This is a genomic window from Bradyrhizobium sp. USDA 4503, from assembly GCF_054055815.1.
Map to the genome: position 1 here is coordinate 5,796,682 of NZ_JBSRXS010000001.1, position 25,128 is coordinate 5,821,809.

The 25,128-nt window shown below is 65.2% G+C and carries 25 protein-coding genes and 1 pseudogene; 14 read left to right on the top strand and 12 right to left on the bottom strand.

Annotated features, from left to right (window positions below; genetic code table 11):
• Positions 1-169 precede the first annotated feature (169 nt).
• The 3 genes and pseudogenes from gshB to rsmI form a co-directional block, all read right to left on the bottom strand.
• A complete protein-coding gene (gene gshB / locus ACVMIH_RS27665) occupies positions 170-1,117 on the bottom strand; it encodes a glutathione synthase (protein WP_456864123.1) in 948 nt (315 codons plus the stop codon).
• A gap of 30 nt (positions 1,118-1,147) precedes the next feature.
• Positions 1,148-1,531 carry a YraN family protein gene (locus tag ACVMIH_RS27670; protein ID WP_028335783.1) on the bottom strand — a complete coding sequence of 128 codons (384 nt, stop codon included), beginning with the start codon at positions 1,529-1,531 and terminating at the stop codon, positions 1,148-1,150.
• Positions 1,518-2,472: pseudogene (gene rsmI, locus ACVMIH_RS27675) on the bottom strand (16S rRNA (cytidine(1402)-2'-O)-methyltransferase). The gene ACVMIH_RS27670 and the pseudogene rsmI overlap by 14 nt, the downstream one beginning before the upstream one ends.
• 220 nt (positions 2,473-2,692) lie before the next feature.
• Between rsmI and ACVMIH_RS27680 the strand changes: the two are divergent.
• Positions 2,693-3,907: a penicillin-binding protein activator gene (locus ACVMIH_RS27680; protein WP_456864125.1), complete on the top strand. Its 1,215-nt coding sequence runs from the start codon at positions 2,693-2,695 to the stop codon at positions 3,905-3,907.
• 193 nt (positions 3,908-4,100) lie between these two features.
• On the opposite strand, the gene hemW is transcribed toward ACVMIH_RS27680, so the two are convergent.
• From hemW to rph, 3 genes are read right to left on the bottom strand one after another with little or no spacing between them, the layout of a single operon-like run.
• Positions 4,101-5,258 (bottom strand): radical SAM family heme chaperone HemW, encoded by a 1,158-nt coding sequence (gene hemW / locus ACVMIH_RS27685; RefSeq protein WP_456864127.1) that lies wholly within the window; start codon positions 5,256-5,258, stop codon positions 4,101-4,103.
• On the bottom strand, positions 5,245-5,880 hold the full coding sequence (gene rdgB / locus ACVMIH_RS27690) for an RdgB/HAM1 family non-canonical purine NTP pyrophosphatase (protein ID WP_456864129.1): 636 nt from the start codon (positions 5,878-5,880) through the stop codon (positions 5,245-5,247). The genes hemW and rdgB overlap by 14 nt, the downstream gene beginning before the upstream one ends.
• A gap of 11 nt (positions 5,881-5,891) precedes the next feature.
• Complete coding sequence (gene rph / locus ACVMIH_RS27695) at positions 5,892-6,605, bottom strand: ribonuclease PH (protein ID WP_016841497.1); 714 nt, start codon at positions 6,603-6,605, stop codon at positions 5,892-5,894.
• A 182-nt stretch (positions 6,606-6,787) separates the two neighbouring features.
• Here rph and hrcA point away from each other — a divergent pair, with 182 nt between their 5' ends.
• The gene (hrcA, locus tag ACVMIH_RS27700; RefSeq protein WP_016841498.1) at positions 6,788-7,876 is read left to right on the top strand and encodes a heat-inducible transcriptional repressor HrcA; all 1,089 of its coding nucleotides are present in this window, start codon (positions 6,788-6,790) and stop codon (positions 7,874-7,876) included.
• Positions 7,877-8,041: 165 nt separating this feature from the next.
• On the top strand, positions 8,042-8,647 hold the full coding sequence (gene grpE / locus ACVMIH_RS27705; protein ID WP_456864131.1) for a nucleotide exchange factor GrpE: 606 nt from the start codon (positions 8,042-8,044) through the stop codon (positions 8,645-8,647).
• A 48-nt stretch (positions 8,648-8,695) separates the two neighbouring features.
• Here the strand turns inward: grpE and ACVMIH_RS27710 are convergent, their stop codons facing one another.
• The 4 genes from ACVMIH_RS27710 to ACVMIH_RS27725 all read right to left on the bottom strand — a co-directional run bounded on the left by ACVMIH_RS27710 (position 8,696) and on the right by ACVMIH_RS27725 (position 11,797).
• On the bottom strand, positions 8,696-9,121 hold the full coding sequence (locus ACVMIH_RS27710) for a VOC family protein (RefSeq protein ID WP_456864133.1): 426 nt from the start codon (positions 9,119-9,121) through the stop codon (positions 8,696-8,698).
• A gap of 68 nt (positions 9,122-9,189) precedes the next feature.
• Positions 9,190-10,044 (bottom strand): helix-turn-helix domain-containing protein, encoded by an 855-nt coding sequence (locus ACVMIH_RS27715; protein ID WP_456864135.1) that lies wholly within the window; start codon positions 10,042-10,044, stop codon positions 9,190-9,192.
• A 22-nt stretch (positions 10,045-10,066) separates the two neighbouring features.
• A complete protein-coding gene (gene pncA, locus ACVMIH_RS27720; RefSeq protein WP_057020357.1) occupies positions 10,067-10,777 on the bottom strand; it encodes a bifunctional nicotinamidase/pyrazinamidase in 711 nt (236 codons plus the stop codon).
• Between the two features lie 84 nt (positions 10,778-10,861).
• Entirely contained in the window at positions 10,862-11,797 is a 936-nt protein-coding gene (locus ACVMIH_RS27725) for a hypothetical protein (protein ID WP_057020358.1), read from the bottom strand.
• 566 nt (positions 11,798-12,363) lie between these two features.
• On the opposite strand from ACVMIH_RS27725, the gene dnaK reads away from it, so the two are divergent.
• The 8 genes from dnaK to ACVMIH_RS27765 all read left to right on the top strand — a co-directional run bounded on the left by dnaK (position 12,364) and on the right by ACVMIH_RS27765 (position 19,484).
• The gene (dnaK, locus tag ACVMIH_RS27730) at positions 12,364-14,265 is read left to right on the top strand and encodes a molecular chaperone DnaK (RefSeq protein WP_028335770.1); all 1,902 of its coding nucleotides are present in this window, start codon (positions 12,364-12,366) and stop codon (positions 14,263-14,265) included.
• A gap of 172 nt (positions 14,266-14,437) precedes the next feature.
• Entirely contained in the window at positions 14,438-15,565 is a 1,128-nt protein-coding gene (gene dnaJ / locus ACVMIH_RS27735; RefSeq protein WP_456864137.1) for a molecular chaperone DnaJ, read from the top strand.
• Positions 15,566-15,664: 99 nt separating this feature from the next.
• On the top strand, positions 15,665-16,267 hold the full coding sequence (locus tag ACVMIH_RS27740) for a class I SAM-dependent methyltransferase (protein WP_076833722.1): 603 nt from the start codon (positions 15,665-15,667) through the stop codon (positions 16,265-16,267).
• A gap of 48 nt (positions 16,268-16,315) precedes the next feature.
• Positions 16,316-16,894 (top strand): NADPH-dependent FMN reductase, encoded by a 579-nt coding sequence (locus tag ACVMIH_RS27745; RefSeq protein WP_076833724.1) that lies wholly within the window; start codon positions 16,316-16,318, stop codon positions 16,892-16,894.
• Between the two features lie 6 nt (positions 16,895-16,900).
• On the top strand, positions 16,901-17,611 hold the full coding sequence (gene pyrF, locus ACVMIH_RS27750; protein WP_057020362.1) for an orotidine-5'-phosphate decarboxylase: 711 nt from the start codon (positions 16,901-16,903) through the stop codon (positions 17,609-17,611).
• A gap of 21 nt (positions 17,612-17,632) precedes the next feature.
• The gene (locus ACVMIH_RS27755; RefSeq protein ID WP_057020363.1) at positions 17,633-17,929 is read left to right on the top strand and encodes a DUF1330 domain-containing protein; all 297 of its coding nucleotides are present in this window, start codon (positions 17,633-17,635) and stop codon (positions 17,927-17,929) included.
• 71 nt (positions 17,930-18,000) lie between these two features.
• On the top strand, positions 18,001-18,813 hold the full coding sequence (gene dapB, locus ACVMIH_RS27760; RefSeq protein ID WP_016841511.1) for a 4-hydroxy-tetrahydrodipicolinate reductase: 813 nt from the start codon (positions 18,001-18,003) through the stop codon (positions 18,811-18,813).
• Positions 18,814-18,860: 47 nt separating this feature from the next.
• Entirely contained in the window at positions 18,861-19,484 is a 624-nt protein-coding gene (locus tag ACVMIH_RS27765; protein ID WP_076833727.1) for a 2,3-bisphosphoglycerate-dependent phosphoglycerate mutase, read from the top strand.
• A gap of 124 nt (positions 19,485-19,608) precedes the next feature.
• Here the strand turns inward: ACVMIH_RS27765 and ACVMIH_RS27770 are convergent, their stop codons facing one another.
• Both ACVMIH_RS27770 and ACVMIH_RS27775 read right to left on the bottom strand, forming a co-directional pair.
• Complete coding sequence (locus tag ACVMIH_RS27770; RefSeq protein WP_456866568.1) at positions 19,609-20,505, bottom strand: methylated-DNA--[protein]-cysteine S-methyltransferase; 897 nt, start codon at positions 20,503-20,505, stop codon at positions 19,609-19,611.
• Between the two features lie 273 nt (positions 20,506-20,778).
• Positions 20,779-21,339: a DUF2244 domain-containing protein gene (locus ACVMIH_RS27775; protein ID WP_244558980.1), complete on the bottom strand. Its 561-nt coding sequence runs from the start codon at positions 21,337-21,339 to the stop codon at positions 20,779-20,781.
• Positions 21,340-21,361: 22 nt separating this feature from the next.
• On the opposite strand from ACVMIH_RS27775, the gene nth reads away from it, so the two are divergent.
• The 3 genes from nth to ACVMIH_RS27790 all read left to right on the top strand — a co-directional run bounded on the left by nth (position 21,362) and on the right by ACVMIH_RS27790 (position 25,014).
• Complete coding sequence (nth, locus tag ACVMIH_RS27780) at positions 21,362-22,147, top strand: endonuclease III (RefSeq protein WP_210262631.1); 786 nt, start codon at positions 21,362-21,364, stop codon at positions 22,145-22,147.
• A 106-nt stretch (positions 22,148-22,253) separates the two neighbouring features.
• Positions 22,254-23,399, top strand: coding sequence for an HlyD family secretion protein (locus ACVMIH_RS27785; protein WP_168856183.1), 1,146 nt, complete (start codon positions 22,254-22,256; stop codon positions 23,397-23,399).
• Positions 23,386-25,014, top strand: a complete 1,629-nt coding sequence (locus tag ACVMIH_RS27790) for an MFS transporter (protein WP_456864139.1) — start codon at positions 23,386-23,388, stop codon at positions 25,012-25,014. The genes ACVMIH_RS27785 and ACVMIH_RS27790 overlap by 14 nt, the downstream gene beginning before the upstream one ends.
• The last annotated feature ends 114 nt before the right edge of the window (positions 25,015-25,128 follow it).

Genomic DNA, 25,128 nt, shown 5'->3' on the forward strand with positions numbered 1-25,128 from the left:
TTTTATAAGATTTTCGCGTTGTGCCCGCGCGTTGACCCGCTGCTTGACCTGACGCAGGCAAGCGGATGCTGCCCTCGCCTGCGCAAGCTGGCAAGAAGAATAAGGAGAACGCATGCGCGATCGAACGCTGGCTAAAATTTCAGCCAGCTGTGCGGCGCACAAGGGAGGATTATTTCGCGGCGCGCTTCTTCTCGATGGTATCCCAAATCATCGCCGCGACGTCGGGGCCATTGAGCCGTTGGATTGCGCGGATGCCGGTCGGCGAGGTGACGTTGATCTCGGTCAGGTTGCCGTCGATCACGTCGATGCCGACGAACAGCAGGCCGCGTTCGCGCAGCGCCGGTCCGAGCGTGGCGCAGATTTCGCTCTCGCGATCCGAGAGTTCGGTCGCCGTGGCTGCGCCGCCACGGACCATGTTGGAGCGCAGATCGTCCGCCGCCGGCACGCGGTTGACGGCGCCGGCGAACTCGCCGTCGACCAGGATGATGCGCTTGTCACCATGCTTCACCTCGGGGAGGAAGCGCTGGATCACCCAGGGCTCCTTGAACGTGACGGAGAACATGTCGAACAGCGAGCCGAAGTTCATGTCCTGCGGCATCACGCGGAAGACGGCGGCGCCGCCATGGCCGTGCAGCGGCTTCATGACGACGGCGCCATGATGGTCGCGGAATGCGTTGATCTCGTCGAGATCGCGCGAGATCAGGGTCGGCGGCATCAGCTTCGGGAAGTTCATCACGAACAGCTTTTCCGGCGCGTTGCGCACGCTGGCCGGGTCGTTGACGACCAAGGTCTTCGGATGGATGCGCTCGAGGAAATGGGTCGAGGTGATGTAGGCGAGGTCGAACGGCGGATCCTGCCGCAGCAGCACGACGTCGAAGCCGTTGAGCGCTTCGCGCTTCGGCTCGCCCAGCGTGAAATGATTGCCGACCTCGTCGCGCACGGTGAGAGGCTGCACCGGCGCCACCAGCTCCTCGCCGCGCAACGACAGCTTGTCGGGCGTGTAGTAGGAAATGCCGTGGCCGCGCTTCTGCGCCTCGAGCAGCAGCGCAAAGGTCGAATCGCCGCGAATATTGATGCGCGCGATGGGATCCATCTGGACGGCGATCTTCAATTTCATAGGCATGTTCCGCGAGGTCTGAGGATAACGTTAAGGGCTGGCATCGAATGCCGCTAACAAATGGCGCGGCAGGCTCTTCGGCGCAATCAGCACGGCGTCGAATCTGAGCTCGAATTCGGCATGTTCGGGATGCGCCATCAGCCAGGCCTGGGCGGCATTGATGATGCGCAGCTGCTGCCGCGGCGTCACCGCATAGGCGGCGTCGTCGAGGCTGGCCCGGGCCTTGACCTCGACGAAGGCCAGCAGATTGCGCCGGCGCACCACCAGGTCGATCTCGCCAAAGGGGGTGCGGAAGCGTCGTGCCAGGATGCGATAGCCCTTGGCGATCAGAAGCGCTGCGGCGCGGCTCTCCGCCGAGATGCCGGTCCGGAACGCCGCGACGCGCTCGGGCGAGGCGCTGTCAGTCTTCGCCATTGCCGTCCCCGATGGTCTTCGCAAGCTCGAGGGCACGGGCATAGACCTCGCGGCGCGGCCGGCCCGACAGTTCGACCGCATGGGCGACCGCATCCTTGACGCTGCCGCGGCCGAGCTGCGCCCGCAGCAGATCGTCGAGCGCATCCTGGTCCATCACCCCGGCATCATCGGCCGGAGGTCCGATGACCAGCACGAACTCGCCGCGCGTTTCCAGCGCGTCCGCGCTTGCCGCCAGCGCGGCGACCGGCGCGCGCGTGATTTCCTCGTGCAGCTTGGTCAGCTCGCGGCAGATCGCGGCATCGCGGCCGGCCATGATCGCGGCGAGATCGCGCAGCGTGTCCTGTACGCGATTGCCCGATTCGAACATCACGAGCGTCGAATCGACCCTCGCCAGCTCGTTGAGCCGGGCGCGGCGCGCGTGCTCCTTGGCGGGCAAAAATCCCTCGAAGAAAAACCGGTCGGTCGGCAATGCCGCGACCGACAGCGCCGTCAGCACCGATGATGGCCCCGGCACCGCGATGACGGCATGCCCGGCGGCGCAGACGTCGCGCACCAGCTTGAAGCCGGGATCGGAGATCAGTGGCGTGCCGGCGTCGGAAACCAGCGCGATCGCGGCGCCCTGCGCCAGCCGCTCCAGGATTTTTGGACGGGCCTGGGCCGCGTTGTGCTCGTGGTAGAGCGCAAGCTCCGCGGCGATCGCATAACGCTCGGTCAGCCGCCGGGTAATTCTCGTGTCCTCGCAGGCGATGACGTCGACACCGGCCAGCGTTTTCCAGCGCGCGCAGGGTGATGTCGGCGAGATTTCCGATCGGGGTCGCGACCAGATGGAGCCCGGGTGCTGCCCTTGGCGCGGCCAATTGCTGGCCGCCGATCGAAAATGTTCTGGCCGCAGCGCCTGTCGTGGCATCCGAACTGTGGAGGGAACTGGCTTTTGCGCGCATAATGCCAATCTAGAGGGATGGCGGCGCTTGCGCCACATCCGCAAACGGCGGTGACGGAACGCTGGCTGACGGGGGAAATGGAGGCCGCGGCAAGGGCGCCGCGGGGCCATAATCCTTTTGTTTTAGTTAACTATTCGCCGAGAATATGCCTGAATCCACCCGCCTCATCAGAGCTGGATGGAGTCCTGGCTGATCACGGTCGGCCAAGAGAAGAGAGACGATGGAAGGCCCGCATCACCGCAAGTCCCCGCCGTCGGGCACCACCCGGCGGACCGCGCTCGGCCTCATCGTGGGCGCGCCGCTGCTGACGGCCTGTTCCGGCGTGCAGCAAAGCTTGAGCCAGTTTTCCAGCCCGTTCGGCGGCAACCAGGAAGGCGGTCCTGCCGGCCCGCAGCAGCCGCCGCAGGCGGTCGGCACCGGGCAGGTCAAGATCGGCCTGATCCTGCCGCTGTCGGCGTCCGGCAATGCCGGGCTTGCCGCCCAGTCGATGCGGAACGCGGCCGAAATGGCGCTGGCGGAATTTCAGAACCCGAACATCCAGCTCCTGATCAAGGACGATGGCGGCAGCCCGCAGGGCGCATCGCAGGGTGCCCAGCAGGCACTGTCCGAAGGCGCCGAGATCATTCTGGGACCGCTGTTCGCAGGCTCGGTGCCGGCCGTCGCGCAACTGACGCGGCCGCGCGGAACCTCGGTGATCGCGTTCTCCACCGATTCGAGCGTGGCCGGGCGCGGCGTCTATCTGCTGAGCTTCCTGCCGGAGTCCGACATCAACCGCATCGTCGACTACTCGGCGGGGATCGGAAAGCGCTCGTTCGCCGCGATGGTGCCGGACAACGCCTATGGCAACGTGGTTGAGGCCGCGTTCAAGCAGGCGGTCGGCCGCAAGAACGGCCGCGTCGTCGCATTCGAGAAATATGGCGCCGATCGCGCGACGCCGGCGCGAACCGTGGCGCAGGCGCTCGGCCAGGCCGATGCGCTGCTGATCGCCGACGATGGTGATTCGGTGGTCGCGACCGCCGATGCCTTGACCGCAGCCGGCGCCAATCTGCGCAACATCCAGCTGCTCGGCACCGGGCTGTGGGACAATCCGCGGGTGTTCGCGAGCCCCGTCTTGCAGGGTGGCCTCTACGCCGCGCCCGATCCGTCCGGCTTCCGCAGCTTCGCCGGCCGCTACCGCGGCAAATATGGCGGCGAGCCCGTGCGCACCGCGACGCTTGCCTATGATGCCGTGGCGCTAATGGCGGCGCTCGCGCGCACGCAAGGGGCGCAGCGCTTTGCGCCGGAGACTCTGACCAATCCGTCCGGCTTTGCCGGCATCGACGGTCTGTTCCGCTTCCGCTCCGATGGCACCAATGAGCGCGGCCTTGCGGTCATGAAGGTGGCCTCAGGCGGCAGCACGCCGGTGGCAGGCTCGCCGAAGAGCTTTGGCGCTTGATTTTCGTCGGGCGGTCAAGCTGCCTTGTCGAGCGCCGGCACCCGCCAGCTCCTTTGCATGGGGTTGTTTTCGATATTTTGGCAGCGTGCACCTAGAGCGGTTTCGAGCGACGTGGATACCGGTTCGCGTGAAGAAAACGCGTCAAAACAAGAATCTAGAGCCTCGTTCCGATTCAATCGGAACGGGATAGGTTCTAGGCGGCGAGATCCGCAACGACCGCGTCGAGCACCGGGAATCCCGACGTCGTCACCCGCAGTCGTCCGTCGGCGTCGACGGCGATCGCGCCTTCCTCGCGCAGCATCGCGATCCGGTGCGGGTCGAGCTGGCGGCCGGAGAGCTTCGCATAGCGCTTGGGATCGATGCCCTCGGCGAGCCGCAATCCCATCAGCAGAAACTCGTCGGCGCGTTCTTCGCTGTTGAGGCTGTCATCGCTGACGACGCCGTGACCGCGCTCCTCGACGTTCAACAGCCACGCCTCGGGGCGCCGCTCGGTTGCGGTCGCGTGCCTGACGCCATCGATGTCGAGCCTTCCATGTGCGCCCGGGCCGATGCCGGCATATTCCTCGCCGCGCCAGTAGACGAGGTTATGCTTGCACTCCGCGCCGGCGCGGGCGTGATTGGAGATCTCATAGGCCGGCAATCCCTCGCGGGCGCAGACCTCCTGCGTCACGTCGTAGAGCGCGCGCGCGGTCGCTTCGTCCGGCGTCTGCAATTTGCCGGCGGCATGCAGCCCGAAGAACGGCGTGCCTTCCTCGATCGTGAGCTGGTAGAGCGACAGATGCTCGGCCGCTTCCGAGATCGCCTGCTTCAGTTCATCGGCCCACATCCGCGGCGTCTGGTCGGGGCGGGCATAGATCAGATCGAACGAGTAACGGTCGAACGCAGAGCGCGCGATCGCGACCGCGTCGAGCGCCTCGCGCGCGGTGTGCAGGCGGCCAAGCGCCTTCAGCGAGACGTCATCGAGCGCCTGCACGCCGAGCGAGACGCGGTTGACGCCGGCTGCGCGATAGCCGCGAAAGCGCGTCGCCTCGACGCTGGTCGGATTGGCCTCGAGCGTGACCTCGACATCGCGCGCCACCTGCCAGTGCTTGCCGATCGCATCGAGCACGGCACCGACGGTCTTCGGCTGCATCAACGATGGCGTGCCGCCGCCGAGGAAGATCGAGGACACCTGCCGCCCCGGCACGCGCGCGGCCGTCGTCTCGATCTCGCGGGCGAACGCGCGCACGAAACGCTCCTCGTCGACCGGCGCATGCCGCACATGGCTGTTGAAATCACAATACGGGCATTTCGACAGGCAGAACGGCCAGTGCACGTAGACGCCGAAGACTTCTCGGTCAGCGTGGCTCAAGGCAGATCTCCGCGAGCTTCACGAAGGCGCGGGCGCGATGCGACAGGCCGAGCCCGAGCGGCGGCAGGCCGTGCTTCTCGATGCTGGTCATCTCGCCGAAGGTCCGCGTGTAGCCGTCGGGCAGGAAGGCCGGATCGTAGCCAAAGCCGGCGGTGCCACGCGGCGGCCAGACCAGGGTTCCATCGACGCGGGCCTCGACCTGCTCGAGATGATCGTCGGGCCAGGCCACGCACAACGCCGACACGAAGTGCGCCTTGCGCCGGTCCGGTGCGGTGGCGCCGCGTTCCTGCAGCAGCCGCTCGATCCGCGTCATCGCCGCCATGAAGTCCTTGCCCTCGCCGGCCCAGCGCGCCGAGTAGATCCCGGGCGCTCCGTCGAGCGCATCGACCACGAGGCCGGAATCGTCGGCGAAGGCGGGCAGTCCGGTCGCCTTCGCTGCCGCGATCGCCTTGATCGCCGCGTTGGCGCGAAAATTGTTGCCGGTCTCCTCGGGCTCGGCGAGGTCGAGCTCGCCGGCCGACACCACCTCCACGCCGTGCGGCGCCAGCAGTTCCCGCATCTCGGCAAGCTTGCCGGGATTATGGGTGGCGATGACGAGCCTTCCGGTGATTCGGCGGTGCATGACCAATCTGACTACGCCACCGCGATCTTTTGCAAGTCGACCAGACGCGCGACACCTTTGCGCGCCAGCGCCATCAGCGCCAGGAATTCGCCTTCCGAGAACGGCGTCTTCTCGGCGGTGCCCTGCACCTCGATGATCCGGCCGTCGCCGGTCATGACGAAATTGGCGTCGGTGTCGGCTTCGGAATCCTCGGCATAGTCGAGATCGAGCACCGGCGTGCCCTGGTAGATGCCGCAGGAGATCGCCGCCACATTGTCGCGCAACACGTTGGTCTTCAGCATGTTGCGGGTCTTCATCCAGTTGATGCAGTCGGCCAGCGCCACCCAGGCACCGGTGATCGAGGCGGTGCGGGTGCCGCCGTCGGCCTGGATGACGTCGCAATCGACCGTGATCTGGCGTTCGCCGAGCGCCTCGAGATCGACGGCCGCGCGCAGCGAGCGGCCGATCAGCCGCTGAATCTCGACCGTCCGGCCGCCCTGCTTGCCGGCCGAGGCCTCGCGGCGGGTGCGTTCCAGGGTAGCACGCGGCAGCATGCCGTATTCGGCGGTGACCCAGCCGCGGCCCTGGCCCTTCAGCCACGGCGGCAATCGCTCTTCCAGCGTGGCGGTCACCAGCACATGGGTGTCGCCGAACTTCACCATGCAGGAACCCTCGGCATATTTGACGACGCCGCGTTCCAGCGACACGGGACGCAGTTCGTCGGGTGCACGGCGGCTTGGCCGCATGAAATCCTCCAGAAATCCGAGAAAATTGGCTGGCGGTGCTTGTAGGAGCGGGAAGGGGCAGCGGCAAGGGTTTTGGCGAGGGTTTTCGGCCCCGGTATGGTCCGGTACGAGGGGGCCGAATGCATGCTTGTCATCGGCCTCCCGGATCGACAAATTATGCAGTAATTGTGAGGGACTGGAGTGTGACTCACCACGATCCGATTGGCCTGATCGCGCCGCATGCCGGGCTCGCCCAGCTCAACGAGCGTTCGCGCGATATTTTTCGTCAAATCGTCGAAAGCTATCTCGCGACCGGCGAGCCGGTCGGTTCGCGCAACATTTCGCGCCTGATCGCATTACCGCTGTCGCCGGCCTCGGTCCGCAATGTGATGTCGGATCTCGAGCAACTCGGCCTGATCTATGCGCCGCACACCTCCGCCGGCCGGTTGCCGACCGAACTCGGGCTGCGCTTCTTCGTCGATGCGCTGATGCAGGTCGGCGACCTTACCGAGGCCGAGCGTCAATCGATCCAGACCCAGCTTGCTGCCGTCGGCCGCGCGCAATCCGTTGAGGCCGCGCTCGGCGAGGCCTTGACGCGGCTGTCGGGCCTGACCCGCGCCGCGGCGGTGGTGCTGACGCAAAAGTCGAATGCGCGGCTGAAGCATATCGAGTTCGTGCGGCTGGAGCCGGAGAAGGCGCTGGTCGTGCTGGTCGGCGAAGACGGCCAGGTCGAAAACCGCGTGCTGGCACTGCCGCCGGGTGTTCCATCCTCAGCCCTGACCGAGGCGACCAATTTCCTCAATGCGCGGATCCGCGGCCGGACGCTGGCCGAAGCGCGGCTCGAGCTCGAGACGGCACTGACGCAAAACCGCGCCGAGCTCGATCAGCTCACGCAGAAGGTGGTCGCGGCGGGCATTGCGAGCTGGTCCGGCGGCGAGAATGAGGACCGCCAGCTGATCGTGCGTGGTCACGCCAATCTGCTGGAGGACCTGCATGCGCTCGACGATCTCGAGCGCATCAAGTCGCTGTTCGACGATCTCGAAACCAAGCGCGGCGTGATCGATCTGCTCGGCCGCGCCGAACGCGGCGAGGGGGTGCGGATCTTCATCGGCTCGGAGAACAAGCTGTTCTCGCTGTCGGGTTCCTCGACCATCATCGCGCCCTACGGCGACGCCCAGGGGCGGATCGTGGGCGTCCTCGGCGTGATCGGACCGACGCGGCTGAACTATGCGCGGGTGATCCCGACCGTCGATTATGCCGCGCGCATCGTCAGCAAGATGCTGGGCGGCTGACCGGGGGGCGATTTCGCTTTCATTTGACGGGTTTTCTTCACCCAAGCCGGAGATCCCAGTTCCCGAGACCGGTATGTTGCGCTTGATTTTCGCCGCCCAAAGCACGATATCCCGGCAAGCAATCCCCAAGATTTGAACCGACGCGAGTTTTCGAGAAGGCAAGCCATGACCGATCCGAACCGGGCCAATGACAACACCGAGAATTCGGCGCCGACGGGTGAGCCCGTGGTCTCGAAGCCCTACATCATGCCTGACGAGCCCGAAGCCGGATCGGCGGAGGCGCTGACCAAGGAACTCGCCGAGGCGCGCGACCGGACGCTGCGCACCCTGGCCGAGATGGAGAATCTCCGCCAGCGCACCCGCCGCGAGGTCGCCGACGCCAAGACCTACGGCATCACCGGCTTTGCCCGCGACGTGCTCGATATCGCCGACAACCTGCAGCGCGCGCTCGATGCGGTGCCGGCCGAGACCAAGGAAGCCGCCGATCCCGGCCTGAAGGCGCTGATCGAAGGCGTCGAGCTGACCGAACGTTCGCTGCTCAACGCGCTGGAGAAGAACGGCGTCAAGAAGTTCGACCCGATCGGCGAGAAGTTCGATCCGAACTTCCAGCAGGCGATGTTCGAGGTGCCTGATCCGTCGGTGCCGTCGGGCACCGTGGTGCAGGTCGTGCAGGCCGGTTACATGATCGGCGAGCGCATCCTGCGTCCGGCGCTGGTCGGCGTCTCCAAGGGCGGCGCCAAGGCCGCCCCGACCGCTGACATCAGCGCCTGATCCGTCCGATCCCGGACACCCGTCTGTGAGCTCGCGGATTGCGCGGGCTCACGGTCGCGGCTTCTCGTGTGCCTTCGGCCAATAGGTGCCGAAGCTCCAGAGATTTCCTTCCGGATCGCGGCAGGCGAAGTCGCGGCTGCCATAATCCGTGTTTCGCAGTTCCATCTCGATCTTCGCTCCGGCAGCCTTGACCTTCGCGTGCAGCGCGTCGGGATCGTCGACGGCGATATAGATCGAGTCGGTGCGGCGGTGGTCGAGGTCGCCGACCAGCTTGCCATAGGCGTCGTCAGGGCTCTGACCCAGCATCAGCATCGAGGAACCATAGGCGAGCTCGGCGTGATGGATCACGCCGCCATCGCGGTAGACGACGTGTTCGGTGAACCCAAGCACCGTCGTGAGCCAATTGGTCATCGCCTCGGCATCCTTGCAGCGCAGGGTCGGGTAGATGCGGGGCGGTTCGATGTCGTGCGTCATGGTCGCTCACCTCCTTGGCTGACGGCGCCATCCTGCACGGGGCAACGCGGCGTCGGCTTGAAGGTTTGTTACCAGTCCGCCAGCCCATCGCCGGCGTGAACCAGCCGGCGGTCGGTCAAGGCCTGGCGGCGCGCCCAGGCGGTTGGCGGTTCGCCCGCGAATTCGACGAACTCGCGAGCGAGATGGGCCTGGTCGGCATAGCCGCTTTCCGCCGCGATCCCCGCCCAGCCAAGCGCGGCTTGGCTTTGTGCCAGCCGGCTCGCCCGGTGAAACCGCATCATGCGCGCCAGCGATTTGGGGGCGAGGCCGAGTTCGGACCGAAACCGGCCGGCCAGATGCTTGCGGCTCCAGCCGATCTCGTCGGCCAATGCCGTGATGCTGATGGCGCCGGCCGAACGCGCCAGTTTTCGATAGGCGAACGCGACTTCGGGAGACGGCATGTGGCCGGCACGGCGCAGCACGAACGCCTCGATCAGGTCGAAGCGGCGCTGCCAGCAGGTCACGGCGCCGAGTTGCTCGCGCAGACGACGGCCATCATGGCCGAGCACATCGTCGATATCGACCATGCGCCCGACCAGGTCGGTCACGGCGCCGCCGAAGAAGCCGTAGGCGCCGAGCGGGGTGAAATCGACCTGCACGCAGGCAGCGTGGCCGTCGGACTCGATGTAGACAGGCCCGGCATGCAGGCCGGCGGCGAAGCTGAGCTGACGGTCGGCCGCACCGGGCTCGCGCGACAGCGCGATCAGGAACGGCGAGCCGAAACTGATGATCAGCGGGACGATCAGCGGCGCGGTCTGCCGCTGCGCGAACCGGCCCGTTGCGGTCTCGCGATAACCGGTGATCCGGACGATCAGGCCAGCCATGCGCGGCGACGGCAGGCGCTGCGCGAGATCGAATGCATGAGGTGACGCAGGCTCGGCCATGCGAATCTCGCGAGGCTGCGTCTTACGCGATATCCGAGGACTGGATGCGCTTGACGCCGGCCTTGGCCATGTCGTCCCAGGCCTTGGCGAGCGATCCCTGGGTGTCGATGCCGCGGCAGGCATCTTCCACCACATAGGTCTCGAAGCCGGCCTTGCGCGCATCGAGCGCGGTCCATGCCACGCAGAAATCGGTGGCGAGCCCGGCCACGAAAACCCGCTCGACGTTGCGCGCCTTGAGATAGGCGGCGAGCCCGGTGGTGGTCTTGCCGTCGGCCTCGGTGAAGGCGGAGTAGCTGTCGACGTCCTTGTGAAAACCCTTGCGGATGATCAGCTCGGCCTGCGGGATCGCGAGTTCCTTCGATAGCGATGCGCCGTCGGTGCCCTGCACGCAGTGGTCGGGCCACAGCACCTGCTTGCCATAGGCAAGGTCGACGGTCTCGAACGGCTTCTTGCCGGAATGGGTCGAGGCAAAGGAGATGTGTCCGGGCGTGTGCCAGTCCTGCGTCATCACCACATTGGCAAAGCTCTTGGCGATCCGGTTGATCACCGGCACCACCTGCTCGCCGTCCTTCACGGCAAGGCTGCCGCCGGGCAGGAAGCAGTTCTGGACGTCGATCACGAGCAGCGCGGAGCCGTCGTCGGGCTTGATCGCAGCCGCCCAGAGATGTTTTGGAACCAGCGCGGCAAGCGCCAGCGTACCGAGGCCTGCAACAACCTGTCGTCGATCCGGCATCGCGCCCCTCCTCGCTTTGATAATTGCACGAGGAGGCTAGTTCCGTTCGTGGAGCTGCGAAAGTCCGATTTTTCGGCGGGCCCGTCAGCCGCGCGGCTGGATGCCGTCGCGCACCGCGCGGAAGCGCGGGAAGGCCTTCTCCCAATCGGTGCGCGGGGAGCTGCCGATGATGCGCATCGATGTTTGCGCGCCGAACCGCAGCCACTGCACGATGGTCACCGGGGTATTGTCCTTGCCGCTGACGGCGTCGATGCGCGTCTCGAAGCCGGGCTGGCCGTCGATCCGGATCGGTTCGGACATGGTGATCCGCCCGTCGCGCACGCCGGGGATCGTGGTGGCGATCTGCTGGGCGAAGCGGCCGCGATCATCCGGTGTGGCCGGGGCCGAGCCGATGATGCCAAGCAGCATAAAGGGCTTGGTCTCAAGGCCCTTGTCGTCGCCGTCGGCCATCAGCAGCGCGGCGCCCGGCGCCAGCATGCGGACATTCTTGAAGCTGCTGAGCTCGGTGACCTTGAACGGCATCATGCTTAGCTGCTCGTCGACCGGCACCTCGTTGCGGATCTGGGCGGTGGCGAACATCTGCCGCACGGCGTCGTCGGTGTAGATCTTGCTGGCGTTCTCCGGCACCTGGACCGCGACATAGCCGGAGAAGGTCGGTCCCGGCAGGATCATGGAATAGCGCCGCACATTGGTGGTGCCGTCACGCGCGCTCTCCACGGTGTAATAGGCGAGGCCGGCCGGCGTCTCGAGGCTCTCCGGCTTGATGTTTCCGCTACCGGCCGGGTTGGCCTTGAAGGCGCTCACGACCTCGTTGTAGGCGTCCGCGGGCAGATCGGCGATCAAGACCTTCACGCCCTGGTCCTCGGTCTCGAAGCCGATGAACGACTTGGCGCGGTTGAGGCCCACCAGCGGCTTCATCCCGACATGCGCGCCCGGCGGAAACACCACGTCGGCGGCAAAGCCACGACAGGTGGCAGCAAGCAGCAAGGCAACCGCAACGAGAAGTCGAAAAGGCGTCATGGGGGATCTACCGGTTTTGCTTGGTGGCCGCGCAACGGGGCCGGTGCAGGGCTGGATGGCCTCTTTCAGTCGGACCGCTTTTAGCGGTTTTGATGACCCTGTAACAGGCCGCCAAAGCCGCACTCCGGGCCTGCAGGCCCGATTCCAGGGGCTTTTCGTCCCCATTGGCTGGCACTTTCCAGTTTCCCGACGTTTCCGACGATCGGCCACCAGCGGCCAAACAGCGCGCCCTCGGCCTGCGCCCGCTTCCGCATACGACGTTTGTGAGTGTTCACTCAACAGCGCGGACGTCGCGTGGCGGATGTTCGCGGTCGACGGCGTGCCGCATCATTGCCGATTTGTTAACTTGGATCGGGCTTGAACCGGCGCTGCGGCCGGGCTGACACAATCTTTCAAACGTCAGTCTTTTCAGGCCTCAACGTTGCGTCCAGTCCTTGCGGGCAGGACCCTCTCTCCTATATCAGGCTCACCGTCGCAATATCGCGAGTATGTGAACGTCTGGGGGTTCGGTACGGAGCGCCGTCAGGGCCCAACCAACCTGCCGTAGCAAAGAGGATATCAAAACCATGGGTAAGGTCATTGGGATCGACCTCGGCACCACGAATTCGTGCGTCGCCGTAATGGATGGCAAGAACGCCAAGGTGATCGAGAATGCCGAGGGCATGCGAACGACGCCGTCGATCGTTGCTTTCACTGACGATGGCGAGCGCCTCGTCGGCCAGCCGGCGAAGCGCCAGGCGGTGACCAATCCCGAGCGTACGTTCTTTGCGGTGAAGCGCCTCATTGGCCGCCGCTATGACGACCCGATGGTCGAGAAGGACAAGAAGCTCGTTCCCTACAAGATCGTCAAGGCATCGAACGGCGACGCCTGGGTCGAAGCCGATGGCAAGACCTATTCGCCCTCGCAGGTCTCGGCCTTCATTCTGCAGAAGATGAAGGAGACCGCTGAGGCGCATCTCGGCCAGAAGGTCGAGCAGGCCGTCATTACTGTTCCCGCCTATTTCAACGACGCGCAGCGTCAGGCCACCAAGGACGCCGGCAAGATCGCCGGCCTCGAAGTGCTGCGCATCATCAACGAGCCGACGGCTGCCGCGCTCGCCTACGGTCTCGACAAGTCGAAGTCCGGCACGATCGCCGTGTACGACCTCGGCGGCGGCACCTTCGACGTCTCGATCCTCGAGATCGGCGACGGCGTGTTCGAGGTGAAGTCGACCAACGGCGACACCTTCCTCGGCGGTGAAGATTTCGACATGCGCCTGGTCGGCTATCTCGCCGACGAATTCCAGAAGGAGCAGGGCATCAACCTGCGCAACGACAAGCTTGCCCTGCAGCGCCTGAAGGAGGCTGCGGAGAAGGCCAAGATCGAGCTGTCGTCGACCACGCAGACCGAAATCAACCTGCCGTTCATCACGGCTGACCAGACCGGTCCGAAGCATCTGACGATGAAGCTGACCCGCGCCAAGTTCGAGGCGCTGGTGGCCGATCTCGTCGAGAAGACCATCGAGCCGTGCCGCAAGGCGCTGAAGGATGCCGGCCTGACCGCCGGCGAGATCGGCGAAGTGGTGCTGGTCGGCGGCATGACCCGCATGCCGAAGATCCAGGAAGTCGTGAAGCAGTTCTTCGGCAAGGAGCCGCATAAGGGCGTCAATCCCGACGAGGTCGTCGCGATCGGCGCTGCGATCCAGGCCGGCGTGCTGCAGGGCGATGTCAAGGACGTGCTGCTGCTCGACGTGACCCCGCTGTCGCTGGGCATCGAGACGCTGGGCGGTGTGTTCACCCGCATCATCGACCGCAACACCACGATCCCGACCAAGAAGAGCCAGGTGTTCTCGACCGCCGAAGACAATCAGGGCGCTGTCACCATCCGGGTCTTCCAGGGCGAGCGTGAAATGGCGGCCGACAACAAGATGCTCGGCCAGTTCGACCTGATGGGTATTCCGCCGGCTCCGCGCGGCATGCCGCAGATCGAGGTGACCTTCGACATCGACGCCAACGGTATCGTCAACGTCTCGGCCAAGGACAAGGCGACCGGCAAGGAACAGCAGATCCGGATCCAGGCATCCGGCGGTCTGTCCGAGGCCGACATCGACAAGATGGTCAAGGACGCCGAGGTCAACGCGGCCGAGGACAAGAAGCGCCGTGAGGCTGTCGACGCCAAGAACCATGCCGACGGTCTGGTTCACTCGACCGAGAAGGCTCTGGCCGAACACGGTTCGAAGATCGCCGACACCGAGCGCCGCGCGATCGAAGACGCCGTCAGCGACCTCAAGGAAGCGCTGAAGGGCGACGACGCCGAGGCGATCAAGGCCAAGACCAACACGCTGGCGCAGGCTTCGATGAAGCTCGGCGAGGCCATGTACAAGCAGCAGGCCGAGGCCGATGCGGCCAAGGACGCTGCTAAGGATGACGTTGTCGACGCGGAGTTCACCGAGGTCGACGACGACAAGAACAACAAGAAGTCTGCTTAAGCGCGGATTTGCGATCATGACCCTCACACCAATGAGCACGCGCCGCGTCTCGGAGGAGTGGGGGTCATTTTTCTTTAAGGCGATCGCTGCATCTTCCAGACAGGCGCAATCCTTGACGCAATCGTCGGCGCAATCTTTGGCGATCGCGATGAACTTCGGACGGAATTGAAGGATGTCCACCAAGCGCTGCTATTACGAGACCCTCGAGGTTGAGCGGAACGCGGACGAGACCAAGCTCAAATCGGCTTTCCGCAAGCTCGCGATGAAATGGCATCCGGACAAGAATCCGGGCGACGCCACCAGCGAAGTCCGGTTCAAGGAAATCAACGAAGCCTATGAGGTGCTGAAGGACGGCGACAAGCGCGCCGCCTATGACCGCTTCGGCCATGCCGCTTTCGAGCAGGGCATGGGCGGTGGCGGCCCCGGCTTCGGCGCCGGCTTCGCCTCATCCTTCTCCGACATTTTCGAAGACCTGTTCGGCATGGCCGGGCAGCGCCGCGGCGGTGGCCGCGAGCGCGGCGCCGACCTGCGCTACAACATGGAGATCACGCTCGAGGAGGCCTTCCAGGGCAAGACCGCGCAGATCGAGATCCCGGTCTCAGTCACCTGCGAATCCTGCTCGGGCACCGGCGCCAAGGCCGGTACCAAGCCGAAGACGTGCTCACATTGCGGCGGCGCCGGCCGTATCCGGCAGGCCCAGGGCTTCTTCACGCTCGAGCGGACCTGTCCCGGCTGTCAGGGTCGCGGCCAGATGATCGAGGATGCCTGCACCTCATGCGCCGGTTCCGGCCGGGTGACGCGCGAGCGCACGCTGTCGGTCAACATTCCCCCTGGCGTCGAGGACGGCACCCGCATTCGTCTCGCCGGTGAAGGCGAGGCCGGTGTCCGCGGCGGACCGCCCGGCGACCTCTACATCTTCCTGTCGCTGACCACGCACCCGTTCTTCCAGCGCGACGGCGCCGACCTGCACTGCCGCGTGCCGATCTCGATGGTGACCGCAGCGCTCGGCGGCGAATTCGAGGTGCCGACCATCGACAAGGGCAAGACCAAGGTGAAGGTGCCGGCCGGCACCCAGTCGAGCCGGCGATTCCGCATCGCATCAAAGGGTATGCCGGTGCTCCGCTCGCGCCAGACCGGCGACATGTATGTCCAGGTCGTGGTCGAAACGCCGCAGAATCTGACCAAGAAGCAGCAGGAACTGCTGATGGAGTTCGAAAAGCTGTCGTCCGGCGCAACTCAGCCGGAGGCAGCGGGTTTCTTCTCTAAGGTCAAGGACTTCTTTGGCAATCGCTCCGTCTAGCCGCAGTCGTTATGCTTGACCGTAACGACTTCGATCTATACGTCTTTGTGACTGTTTTCTGACAACCGCTCGATTGTGCGGTCCCCGCCTGGTAGCGACATGCCTTTGCAATCGTCCGTGCGTGCGTCGAAGAAGCCCCTCCGTCTCGACGACGAGGTTCGATTTCTCCGTTCATGGATGGAGAAGCCGCTGCATATGGGCGCGGTGATGCCGTCCGGACGGCTGCTCGCCCGCACCATGGCGCAATATGTCGATCGCGACGCCGAGGGGCCGGTCGTCGAACTTGGACCCGGCACCGGGGCGATCACCAACGCGCTGATCGAGCACGGCGTCGACCAGAAGCGTCTCGTCCTGGTCGAATACAATCCCGGCTTCTGCGCGTTGCTGCGCGAACGTTATCCGCACGCCAGGGTCGTCCAGGGGGACGCCTATACGCTCCGCGATACGCTGTGGGAGGTGCTGAAATCTCCCGCCTCGGCCGTGGTCTCCGGCCTGCCGCTCGTCACCAAGCCGATGCTGACCCGCCTGAGGCTGGTCCGTGACGCTTTCCTGGCGCTCGCACCCGGCGCGCCGTTCATTCAGTTCACCTATTCGGTGGTGCCTCCGATTCCGAAGTCGCTGCCGGGCGTGTCCACAGAGGCCTCCGAGCGGATCTGGATGAACCTTCCGCCCGCGCGGGTCTGGGTGTATCGCAAGGGCTGACCACCCGGCGCCGTCGCGCCGGGCGAGCGCCTTACCTGCGATTTCAAAATGTCCGCGCTGAAAATCCTCGTGATCCCCGGATCGCTTCGGTCAGGCTCGCTCAATGCGAAGCTGGCTGCCGTGCTGGCGCATGAACTGGCGCAATCCGGCGCCGACGTCACCCGCATCTCGCTCGGCGATTTTCCGCTGCCGATCTATGATGGCGACCTGCAGGCGAAATCCGGCGTGCCGCAGCATGCCGTGAATCTGAAACGGATGATCGGCGCCCATCATGGCGTGCTGATCGTGACGCCGGAATACAATTCCTCGGTGCCGGCGCTGGTGAAGAACACGATCGACTGGGTGAGCCGCGTGCAGGATCCGCATGAGGTGCGAGGTCAGGTGTTCCACGGCCGCGCGTTCGCGATCTCAGCCGCATCCGGCAACCGGCTCGGCGGCACCCGCGCGCTCGCGGCGCTGCGCCTGATCCTGTCGGCGTGCCGCGCCACCGTGATCCCGAACCAGCTCGCGCTGTCATTTGCCGAGCAGGCCTACGACGATATGGATCATCTGAAGCACCAAGCCGACATCGACGCGATGCAGGCGCTGGTGCGGCAACTGATCGACCAATCCCAACGCATGATGTGAGGTGACATGCAGCCAGCCAGGATCGCTCCAAGAGACCGGTTGATCGTGGCGCTCGATCTGCCGTCCGTCGCCAGCGCCGAGGCGATGATCGACCGGCTCGGCGATGCCGTCACCTTCTACAAGATCGGCTATCAGCTCGGTTATGCCGGCGGCCTCATCCTGGCGAAGCAGCTTGCAGGCAGCGGCAAGAAGGTCTTCCTCGATCTGAAGCTGCACGACATCGGCAACACCGTCGCGCGCGGGGTCGAAAGCGTCGCCGGGCTTGGCGCGACCTTCCTCACCGTGCATGCCTACCCGCAGACCATGAAGGCGGCGGTCGAGGCACGCGCCGGCTCCGGCCTGAAGATCCTCGCGGTGACGGTGCTGACCTCCTACGACGACACCGATCTGCATGCGGCGGGCTATCGCCTCAACGTCTCCGATCTCGTCGAAGCGCGCGCCAAACAGGCGCAGGCGCTTGGCGTTGACGGCCTCGTCAGCTCGCCCGAGGAGGCCGCCGCGTTGCGCAAGATCGTCGGCGACCAGATGAACCTGGTGACCCCGGGCATCCGCCCCGCAGGCTCGGCGACCGGCGACCAGAAGCGCATCATGACGCCGGCTCGCGCCATTGCCGCCGGCGCCGACTATCTCGTGGTCGGACGTCCGGTGATGGAAGCCGCCGACCCGAAGGCATCAGCCGAAGCCATTCACGCCGAAATCGCCCAGGCGCTCGCCTGAACAACAAGAGGGAGAACAGAGATGGCGAAGGGATACTGGATTGGACGCGTCGACGTTCACAATGAGGAAGGCTACAAGCCCTACATGGCGGCCAACCCCGCCATCTTCCAGAAATTCGGCGGCAAGTTCATCGTTCGCGGTGGCAAGTTCACCGGCGTGGAGGGGCAGAGCCGCTCCCGCAATGTCGTGATCGAATTCCCCGATTACGCGACCGCGCTCGCTTGCTACCAATCGCCGGAATACCAAGCCAACATCAAGGTGCGACAGCCGCATTCGATCGCCGACCTCATCATCATCGAGGGGCACGACAGCCCATAGTCCGCACATCGGGTAGCCGGTTCGGTTGCCGGAACAGCCTTGGCTCGCTATATCGCGTGGAGAGGTGAGCCATGGCTGACATGCGTCTGATTGTTGCGGGAGCCGGCGGCCGGATGGGCCGCACGCTGACCCGGGTGATTTCCGAAACCCCGGGGGCGGTGCTGGTCGGCGCTCTGGAAGCGCCGGGCTCGGAACTGCTCGGCAAGGACGCAGGCGTGCTCGCCGGCCTCCCCGCCAATGACGTCAAGCTGTCGGCCGATCTGTGGTCGATGTCGGCCGGCGCCGACGGCATCCTGGATTTCACCGTGCCGGCCGCGACCATCGCCAACGTCGCGATCGCGGCCGAGCGCGGCCTTGTTCACGTCATCGGCACCACCGGGATGTCGCCGTCCGACGATGCGGTGATCCGCAGCGTGACCAACCGCGCCATCGTGGTGAAGTCAGGCAATATGAGCCTCGGTGTCAATCTGCTCGCCGCGCTCGTCAAGCGCGTCGCGCAATCGCTCGACCAGAGCTTTGACATCGAAATTCTCGAGATGCACCACAAGTCCAAGATCGATGCGCCGTCGGGCACCGCCTTGATGCTCGGCGAAGCCGCGGCCGCGGGACGCGGAATCGCGCTCGATCAGCATTCGGCGCGCGGCCGCGATGGTCTCACCGGCGCGCGGCGCGCGGGCGATATCGGCTTTGCCTCGTTGCGCGGCGGCACCGCGGCCGGCGATCACAGCGTGATCTTTGCCGGCCCCTCCGAGCGCATCACGCTCTCGCACCATGCAGAGGATCGCGCGCTGTTCGCGCAGGGCGCGCTGAAGGCAGCGCTGTGGGCGCATGGCAAGAAGCCCGGCATGTATTCGATGGCCGACGTCCTCGGGTTGAGCGACTGACACCGCTCGACGGAATGAAATCCAGCTAAGCGAAAACGGAATCTGAAATGAGTGATCGTCTCCTTGTGCTCGTTCGTCACGGTCAGAGCGACTGGAATCTGAAGAACCTGTTCACCGGGTGGAAGGACCCTGATCTCACCGAGCAGGGCGTCAACGAAGCGAACGAGGCCGGCCGCAAGCTGAAGGCGCAGGGCCTGTCGTTTGATGTCGCGTTCACCTCCGATCTTACCCGTGCGCAGCACACGCTGAAGCTGATGCTGGAGCAGATCGGCCAGACCGGTTTGCCGACCACGAAGAACCTTGCGCTCAACGAACGCGATTACGGTGATCTCTCCGGCCTCAACAAGGACGACGCCCGCAAGAAGTGGGGCGAGGATCAGGTTCTGATCTGGCGCCGTTCCTACGACGTGCCGCCGCCCGGCGGCGAAAGCCTGAAGGATACGCTGGCGCGCACGCTGCCCTATTACGTGCAGGAGATCCTGCCCGGCGTGCTGCGCGGCCAGCGCACGCTGATCGCCGCCCACGGCAATTCGCTGCGCGCGCTGATCATGGTGCTGGAGAAGCTGACGCCCGAGCAGATCCTCAAGCGCGAGCTCGCCACCGGCGCGCCGGTGATCTATCGGCTCAATGCCGATTCCACCGTAGCGTCAAAGGTCGATCTCGCGGGGTAGAGGTTTGATGTTGTCATTCCGGAGCGATGCGCAGCATCGAACCCGGAATCTCGAGATTCCCCGATGCGCAATTGCGCATCTGTAGTCTGGTCCTTCGGACCATCCCGGAACGACGAGATAGAGGTTAGTGCAATCCGACCTGGCCGGCTTCCCAGCCCAGCATCGCCTGCTTGCGGGTGATGCCCCAGTGATAGCCGGTCAGCGCGCCGCTCTTGCCGAGCGCGCGATGGCAGGGCACCACGAACGACACCGGGTTGCGGCCGACCGCGGCGCCGACCGCGCGCGAGGCTTTCGGGCTGTTGATCTTGCAGGCGATGTCGGAATAGCTGACCGCGCGGCCCATCGGGACCTTGAGCAGCGTCTCCCACACCCGCACCTCGAAGTCGGTGCCGATCAAGACGACGCGCAGCGGCTGGTCCGCCCGCCACAACCTTGTATCGAACACGCGCTGCGCCAATGCTGCGGTACCGTCGGTGTCCTCGACATAGCTCGCGTTCGGCCAGCGCCGCTTCATGTCGGCGAATGCGGTCTGCTCGTCGCCGTGATCGGCGAAGGCAAGCCCCGCAAGCCCGCGATCCGTCGCGATCACGATCGCGGTGCCGAACGGCGAGGAATGGAAGCCGTAGCGCAGCGTCATGCCGCCGGCGCCGGTCTTCCATTCGCCCGGCGACATCGCCTCATGCGTGACGAACAGGTCGTGCAGCCGTCCCGGCCCTGACAGGCCGGAGTCGAGTGCCGCATCGAGCACGCTGGCGGAATCGCGCAGCAGGTTCTTGGCGTGGTCCAGGGTCAGCGCCTGCATGAAGGCCTTCGGCGTCAGCCCGGCCCAGCGGCGGAACAGATGGTGCAATTCATCCGGCGTGACGGCGGCGGCATCGGCCATCGCTTCGATGGTCGGCTGCGTGCGCCAATGCTCCGAGATGAACGCGATGGCGCGCCGAACCGAGTCATAGTCGCGCAGTGCGGCGCTCTGGAGGCCCGGCTTGGCCAGGCGCTGGTCGTGTATGGCGAGTGTCATCATGGTGTCTGATTTAGGAGCCATGGCGCGTCCAAACCACCCGATTTCTGACAAGCATGATCCGGAAAAGTGGGGACCGGTTTTCCGACGAGATCATGCTCAAAAGTAAGCTCGACTAGTGTCCCGAATCCGAAGTTCGCATCATTTGCCGCACTTTCGGAGCGAACTTCGGATTCGATAAGGACACTAGCAAGCCTTTGATTCTAGTGTGCTTTATGAATGCGAAGTTCGTGAAGGTGGTTGCCGCGAAATCGCACGAACTTCGCATTCAGCACACTAGTGGATGGGGTTGTAAGTCGGGCCGCGTTTTGCGGCGTTGAGCGCCGCCGTCAAGGCCTTGGAGAAGCTGGCCTTTTCGTCCGGTCCGAGGAAGCTGCCAACGCTGACCCGGCGGCCCCGGGAGACCAGATAGAGCCGCTCGATACCGAACTCCTCATGCGAGATCTGTTCGAACCGCACCCAGAGCGGATTGAGCACCCATTCGGCCACATGACCGCGATGGCTGATCCTGCGCACCCGCAGTTCCGACGGTGTGACGGTGATCTCCTCGCTCGCCTTGGCGGAGCGGAAATTGACCTTGAACGCCCAATAGATCACCAGCGCGTCGAGGCCGAAGAAGCCGAAGATCGGCCAGGCGCCGAGCCACCAGAACACCGCGCCGGCGATGAAGCTGACCACGGTGACGAACGACATCAGCACGATAAAGCCGGTGCGATTCAGCGAGCGGTGCGGCGTCAGCAATGCCGAGAACAGTTTGGGCTCGGCCTCAGCGGCATCAGCCGCGAGATCATTGGCCCTGCGGTCTTCGCCCGGATCAAAGTCGTTGCCTGCGGTCATGACGTATCAGTATATCCGGTTCATGGCCAAAATCATCCGCTCTCAACGCGCCAGCACATCAAGCGTTCGTTCCGCACCGAAGAAGAAGCCTGCGAATGCGGCAAGGCTGCTGCCCAAACGCGGGGCAAAGAAGGCGGCCAAGAAGGCTGCCAAGCGAACCGTAAAGTCAAAGCCATGGACATCGGAGGAGGTCTACGAGGCCTTCGACCGGTTCCGCAAAGCCAATCCCGAGCCCAAGGGCGAGCTCGAGCACCTCAATCCCTACACGCTGCTCGTTGCGGTGGTGCTGTCGGCGCAGGCGACCGACGCCGGCGTCAACAAGGCGACGCGAGCGCTGTTCGCGGTCGCCGACACGCCGGACAAGATGCTTGAGCTCGGCGAGGACAAAGTGCGCGACTACATCAAGACCATCGGGCTCTATCGCAACAAGGCGAAGAACGTCATCGCGCTCTCGCAGAAGCTGATCGCCGAGTTCGGCGGCGAGGTGCCGCGCACGCGTGCCGAGATCGAATCGCTGCCCGGCGCCGGCCGCAAGACCGCGAATGTCGTGCTCAACATGGCGTTCGGCGAGCACACGATGGCGGTCGACACCCATGTGTTTCGCGTCGGCAACCGCACCGGGCTCGCGCCCGGCAAGACGCCGCTCGAGGTCGAGCTGGGATTGGAAAAAGTGATCCCGACCGAGTTCATGCTGCACGCCCATCACTGGCTGATCCTGCATGGCCGCTACACCTGCCTCGCCCGCGGTCCACGTTGCGACGTGTGTCTGATCAATGATCTCTGCCGGTGGCCGGAAAAGACCGTCTGAGGCATGATCGTCGTCATGTGCTATCAGGGCGTTCTCGAGCGAAGTGGATGCCGGTCCGCGTGATAGGTTCGTCGGCTGTTCCGGTGCGTGATTGAGGGAGTGCGGTGTGGCAGAGCAGGTTGAAGATGGTCCGTCACCCGCCAGCCAGACCGCGCCTGCTGCGGCACCTGCCAAGCCGCAACCTTCGGCAAGCGGCTTCTGGAGCCGTTTCGCGATTCCGCTGTTTGCCGTGCTCGTCGCGCTGGTGTTCGTCGCGGTGGCGACCAGCCGCTGGGATGCCTGGGTCGGCAGCGCCACGATCCAGACCACCAATGATGCCTATGTGCGCGCCGAATTGACCCAGCTCTCCAGCCGCGTGTCCGGCGAGGTGCTCACCGTCGCCGTCTCCGATTTCCAGCACGTCAAGGCCGGCGATCTCCTGGTGCAGATCGATCCGGCCGATTATCAGGCGCAGGTGGCGCAAGCCGAGGCCGGCGTGGTCGGTGCTCAGGCCGTGCTCGACAACCTCAACAACCAGGTCGAGCTGCAATATGCGACCATCGCGCAGGCCGAAGCTGCGCGGCTGTCCGCGGAGGCGCAGCAGACTCTGGCACGCCAGGAGGAAGAGCGTCAGCAGTCGCTGTCGCAAACCGACGCCGGCACGCGGCAGCGGCTCGAGCAGGCGACCGCATCCTACGCCAAGGCGGAGGCCGACGTGCGCGCCAGCCGCGCTGTCATCGCGGCACAGCGCCATCAGCTTGAGGTCCTGCAAGGCACCAAGAAGCAGCGTGCCGCCGACCTCGACGCCGCCAAGGCGCTATTGGCATCGGCCAAGCTCAAGCTTGGCTACACCAAGATCGTCGCGCCGTTCGACGGCGTCACCGGCGAGCGCCAAGTCCAGCCGGGCGACTACGTCAACATCGGCGCCAATCTGATCAACGTCGTGCCGCTGCCGAACGTCTATGTGATCGCCAACTACAAGGAGACCCAGCTGACCAACGTCAAGCCGGGCCAGCCGGTCGAGGTCACCGTGGATACGTTCGCGGGCCAGAAGCTGCGCGGCGTCGTCGAGCGCATCGCGCCGGCGAGCGGATCGCAGTTCGCGCTGCTGCCGCCCGACAACGCCACCGGCAATTTCACCAAGGTGGTGCAGCGCATTCCGGTGCGGATCCAGTTCGACAAGGGCCAGCCCTTGCTCGAGCGCCTGCTGCCGGGCATGTCGGTCGTCACGCGGATCGACACCGGCGAGGCGGTCGCCAATGGCGGAAAGTGACGACCGCAACCGTGGTCCGGTCTCGCGCGGCGACGTCGCGCGCTATCCGCTGTTCGCGGTCGTCGCCGTGCTGCTCGGCGCGTTTCTGGCGAATTTCGACAGCCGCCTGACCTCGGTCGGCCTGCCCGATCTGCGCGGCGCGTTCTCGCTCAGCTTCGACGAGGGCGCCTGGCTCTCGACGGCCGCCATCGGCTCGCAGATCTTCGTCGCGCCTGCGGTGGCCTGGCTTGCCACCGTGTTCGGCCTGCGCCGCGTGCTCGGCATTCCGAGCCTGGTCTATGCGGTGGTCTCGCTGACCATCCCGTTCGTGCGCGACTACACGACGCTGATCGCGCTCAGCATCGCCCACGGCATGCTGCTCGGCACCTTCGTGCCGGCGACGCTGATGATCATCCTGCGCAATTTGCCGATCCGATGGTGGCTGCCGGCGATCGCGATGTACTCGATCCGCGTCGGCTTCGCGCTCGACTCGTCGAGCTCGCTGGTCGGTTTCTATGTCGAGCATCTCGGCTGGCAGTGGCTGTATTGGCAGGGCGTGGTGATCGCGCCGCTGATGGGGCTGATGGTGTATCTCGGCACGCCGAAAGAACCCGTCAATCGCGAACTGCTGCACCATGCCGATTGGGGCGGCATGCTGCTGCTCGGCGCCGGGGTGTCGATGGTCTATGCCGGGCTCGATCAGGGCAACCGGCTGGACTGGCTCTCGTCAGGCACGGTGATGGCGCTCTTGATCGGCGGCGGGCTGTTGATCGTCGCCTTCATGATCAACGAAATGATCGCGCGCCGGCCCTGGGCGCATTTCAACGTGCTGTTCTCGCGCAATATCGGGCTCTCGCTGGTCGTCATCCTGCTGTACACGCTGACCAGCCTGTCGAATTCGTCGCTGGTGCCGAACTTCCTCGGCACCGTCGGCGCGCTGCGGCCGGAGCAGTCGGGCGTGCTGCTGTTCACCTACGGCGCGCTGCCGATGTTCGTGCTGGTGCCGATCTCGATCCTGCTGCTGCGCCACCTCGATCCGCGCATCGTCGTGGTGCTCGGCTTCTCGGCGTTCGCAGCCGCCAATCTCTGGGGCACGCAGCTGAGCCACGTCTGGGCGCGCGAGGACTTTGTCGGCATCGTCCTGCTCACCTCGATCGGGCAGGCGTTCACGCTGCTGCCGATCATCATCATGGCGCTGTCGAATTCCGATCCGTCGCGGGCGACGGCGTTCGCGGCCTATATCCAGATCATGCGCCTCGGCGGCGCCGAGATCGGCGTCGCGCTGATGGGGACCTGGCTGCGCGTTCGCGAGCAGATCCATTCCAACTATCTCGGACAGCACATCCAGAACGGCGATATCGACGTCGTGAACCTGCTCAAGCGGCTGGCGGGCGAATTTTCCAGCCACGGCATCGGGACAGCGACCGGGCGCGCCGTCGGCACGCTGGCGGCGCTGGTGCAGGGCGAGGCCAACACGCTCGCCTATATCGACGGCTTCTGGCTGTGCTTCTGGCTCGCGATCCTGGCGCTGGTCCTGGTCGCCTTCATCACGCGCGCGCCGCAGGGCCCGTTGTCGCCGGCGCCGCTCGGCTTGGTGAAGAGCGCGATGCGCAGGCTGGGCGTCACCGCTTCCTGATTTTCGAAGAGGCGGCGCGGATATCGGCGCCGGGTCAATTTATAGTGAAGGTGGTGCTCGCGCTATGTCGCAGGCGTGTTGAAATATTTTGCTCATCGCGCGGTTCCAAGAGCG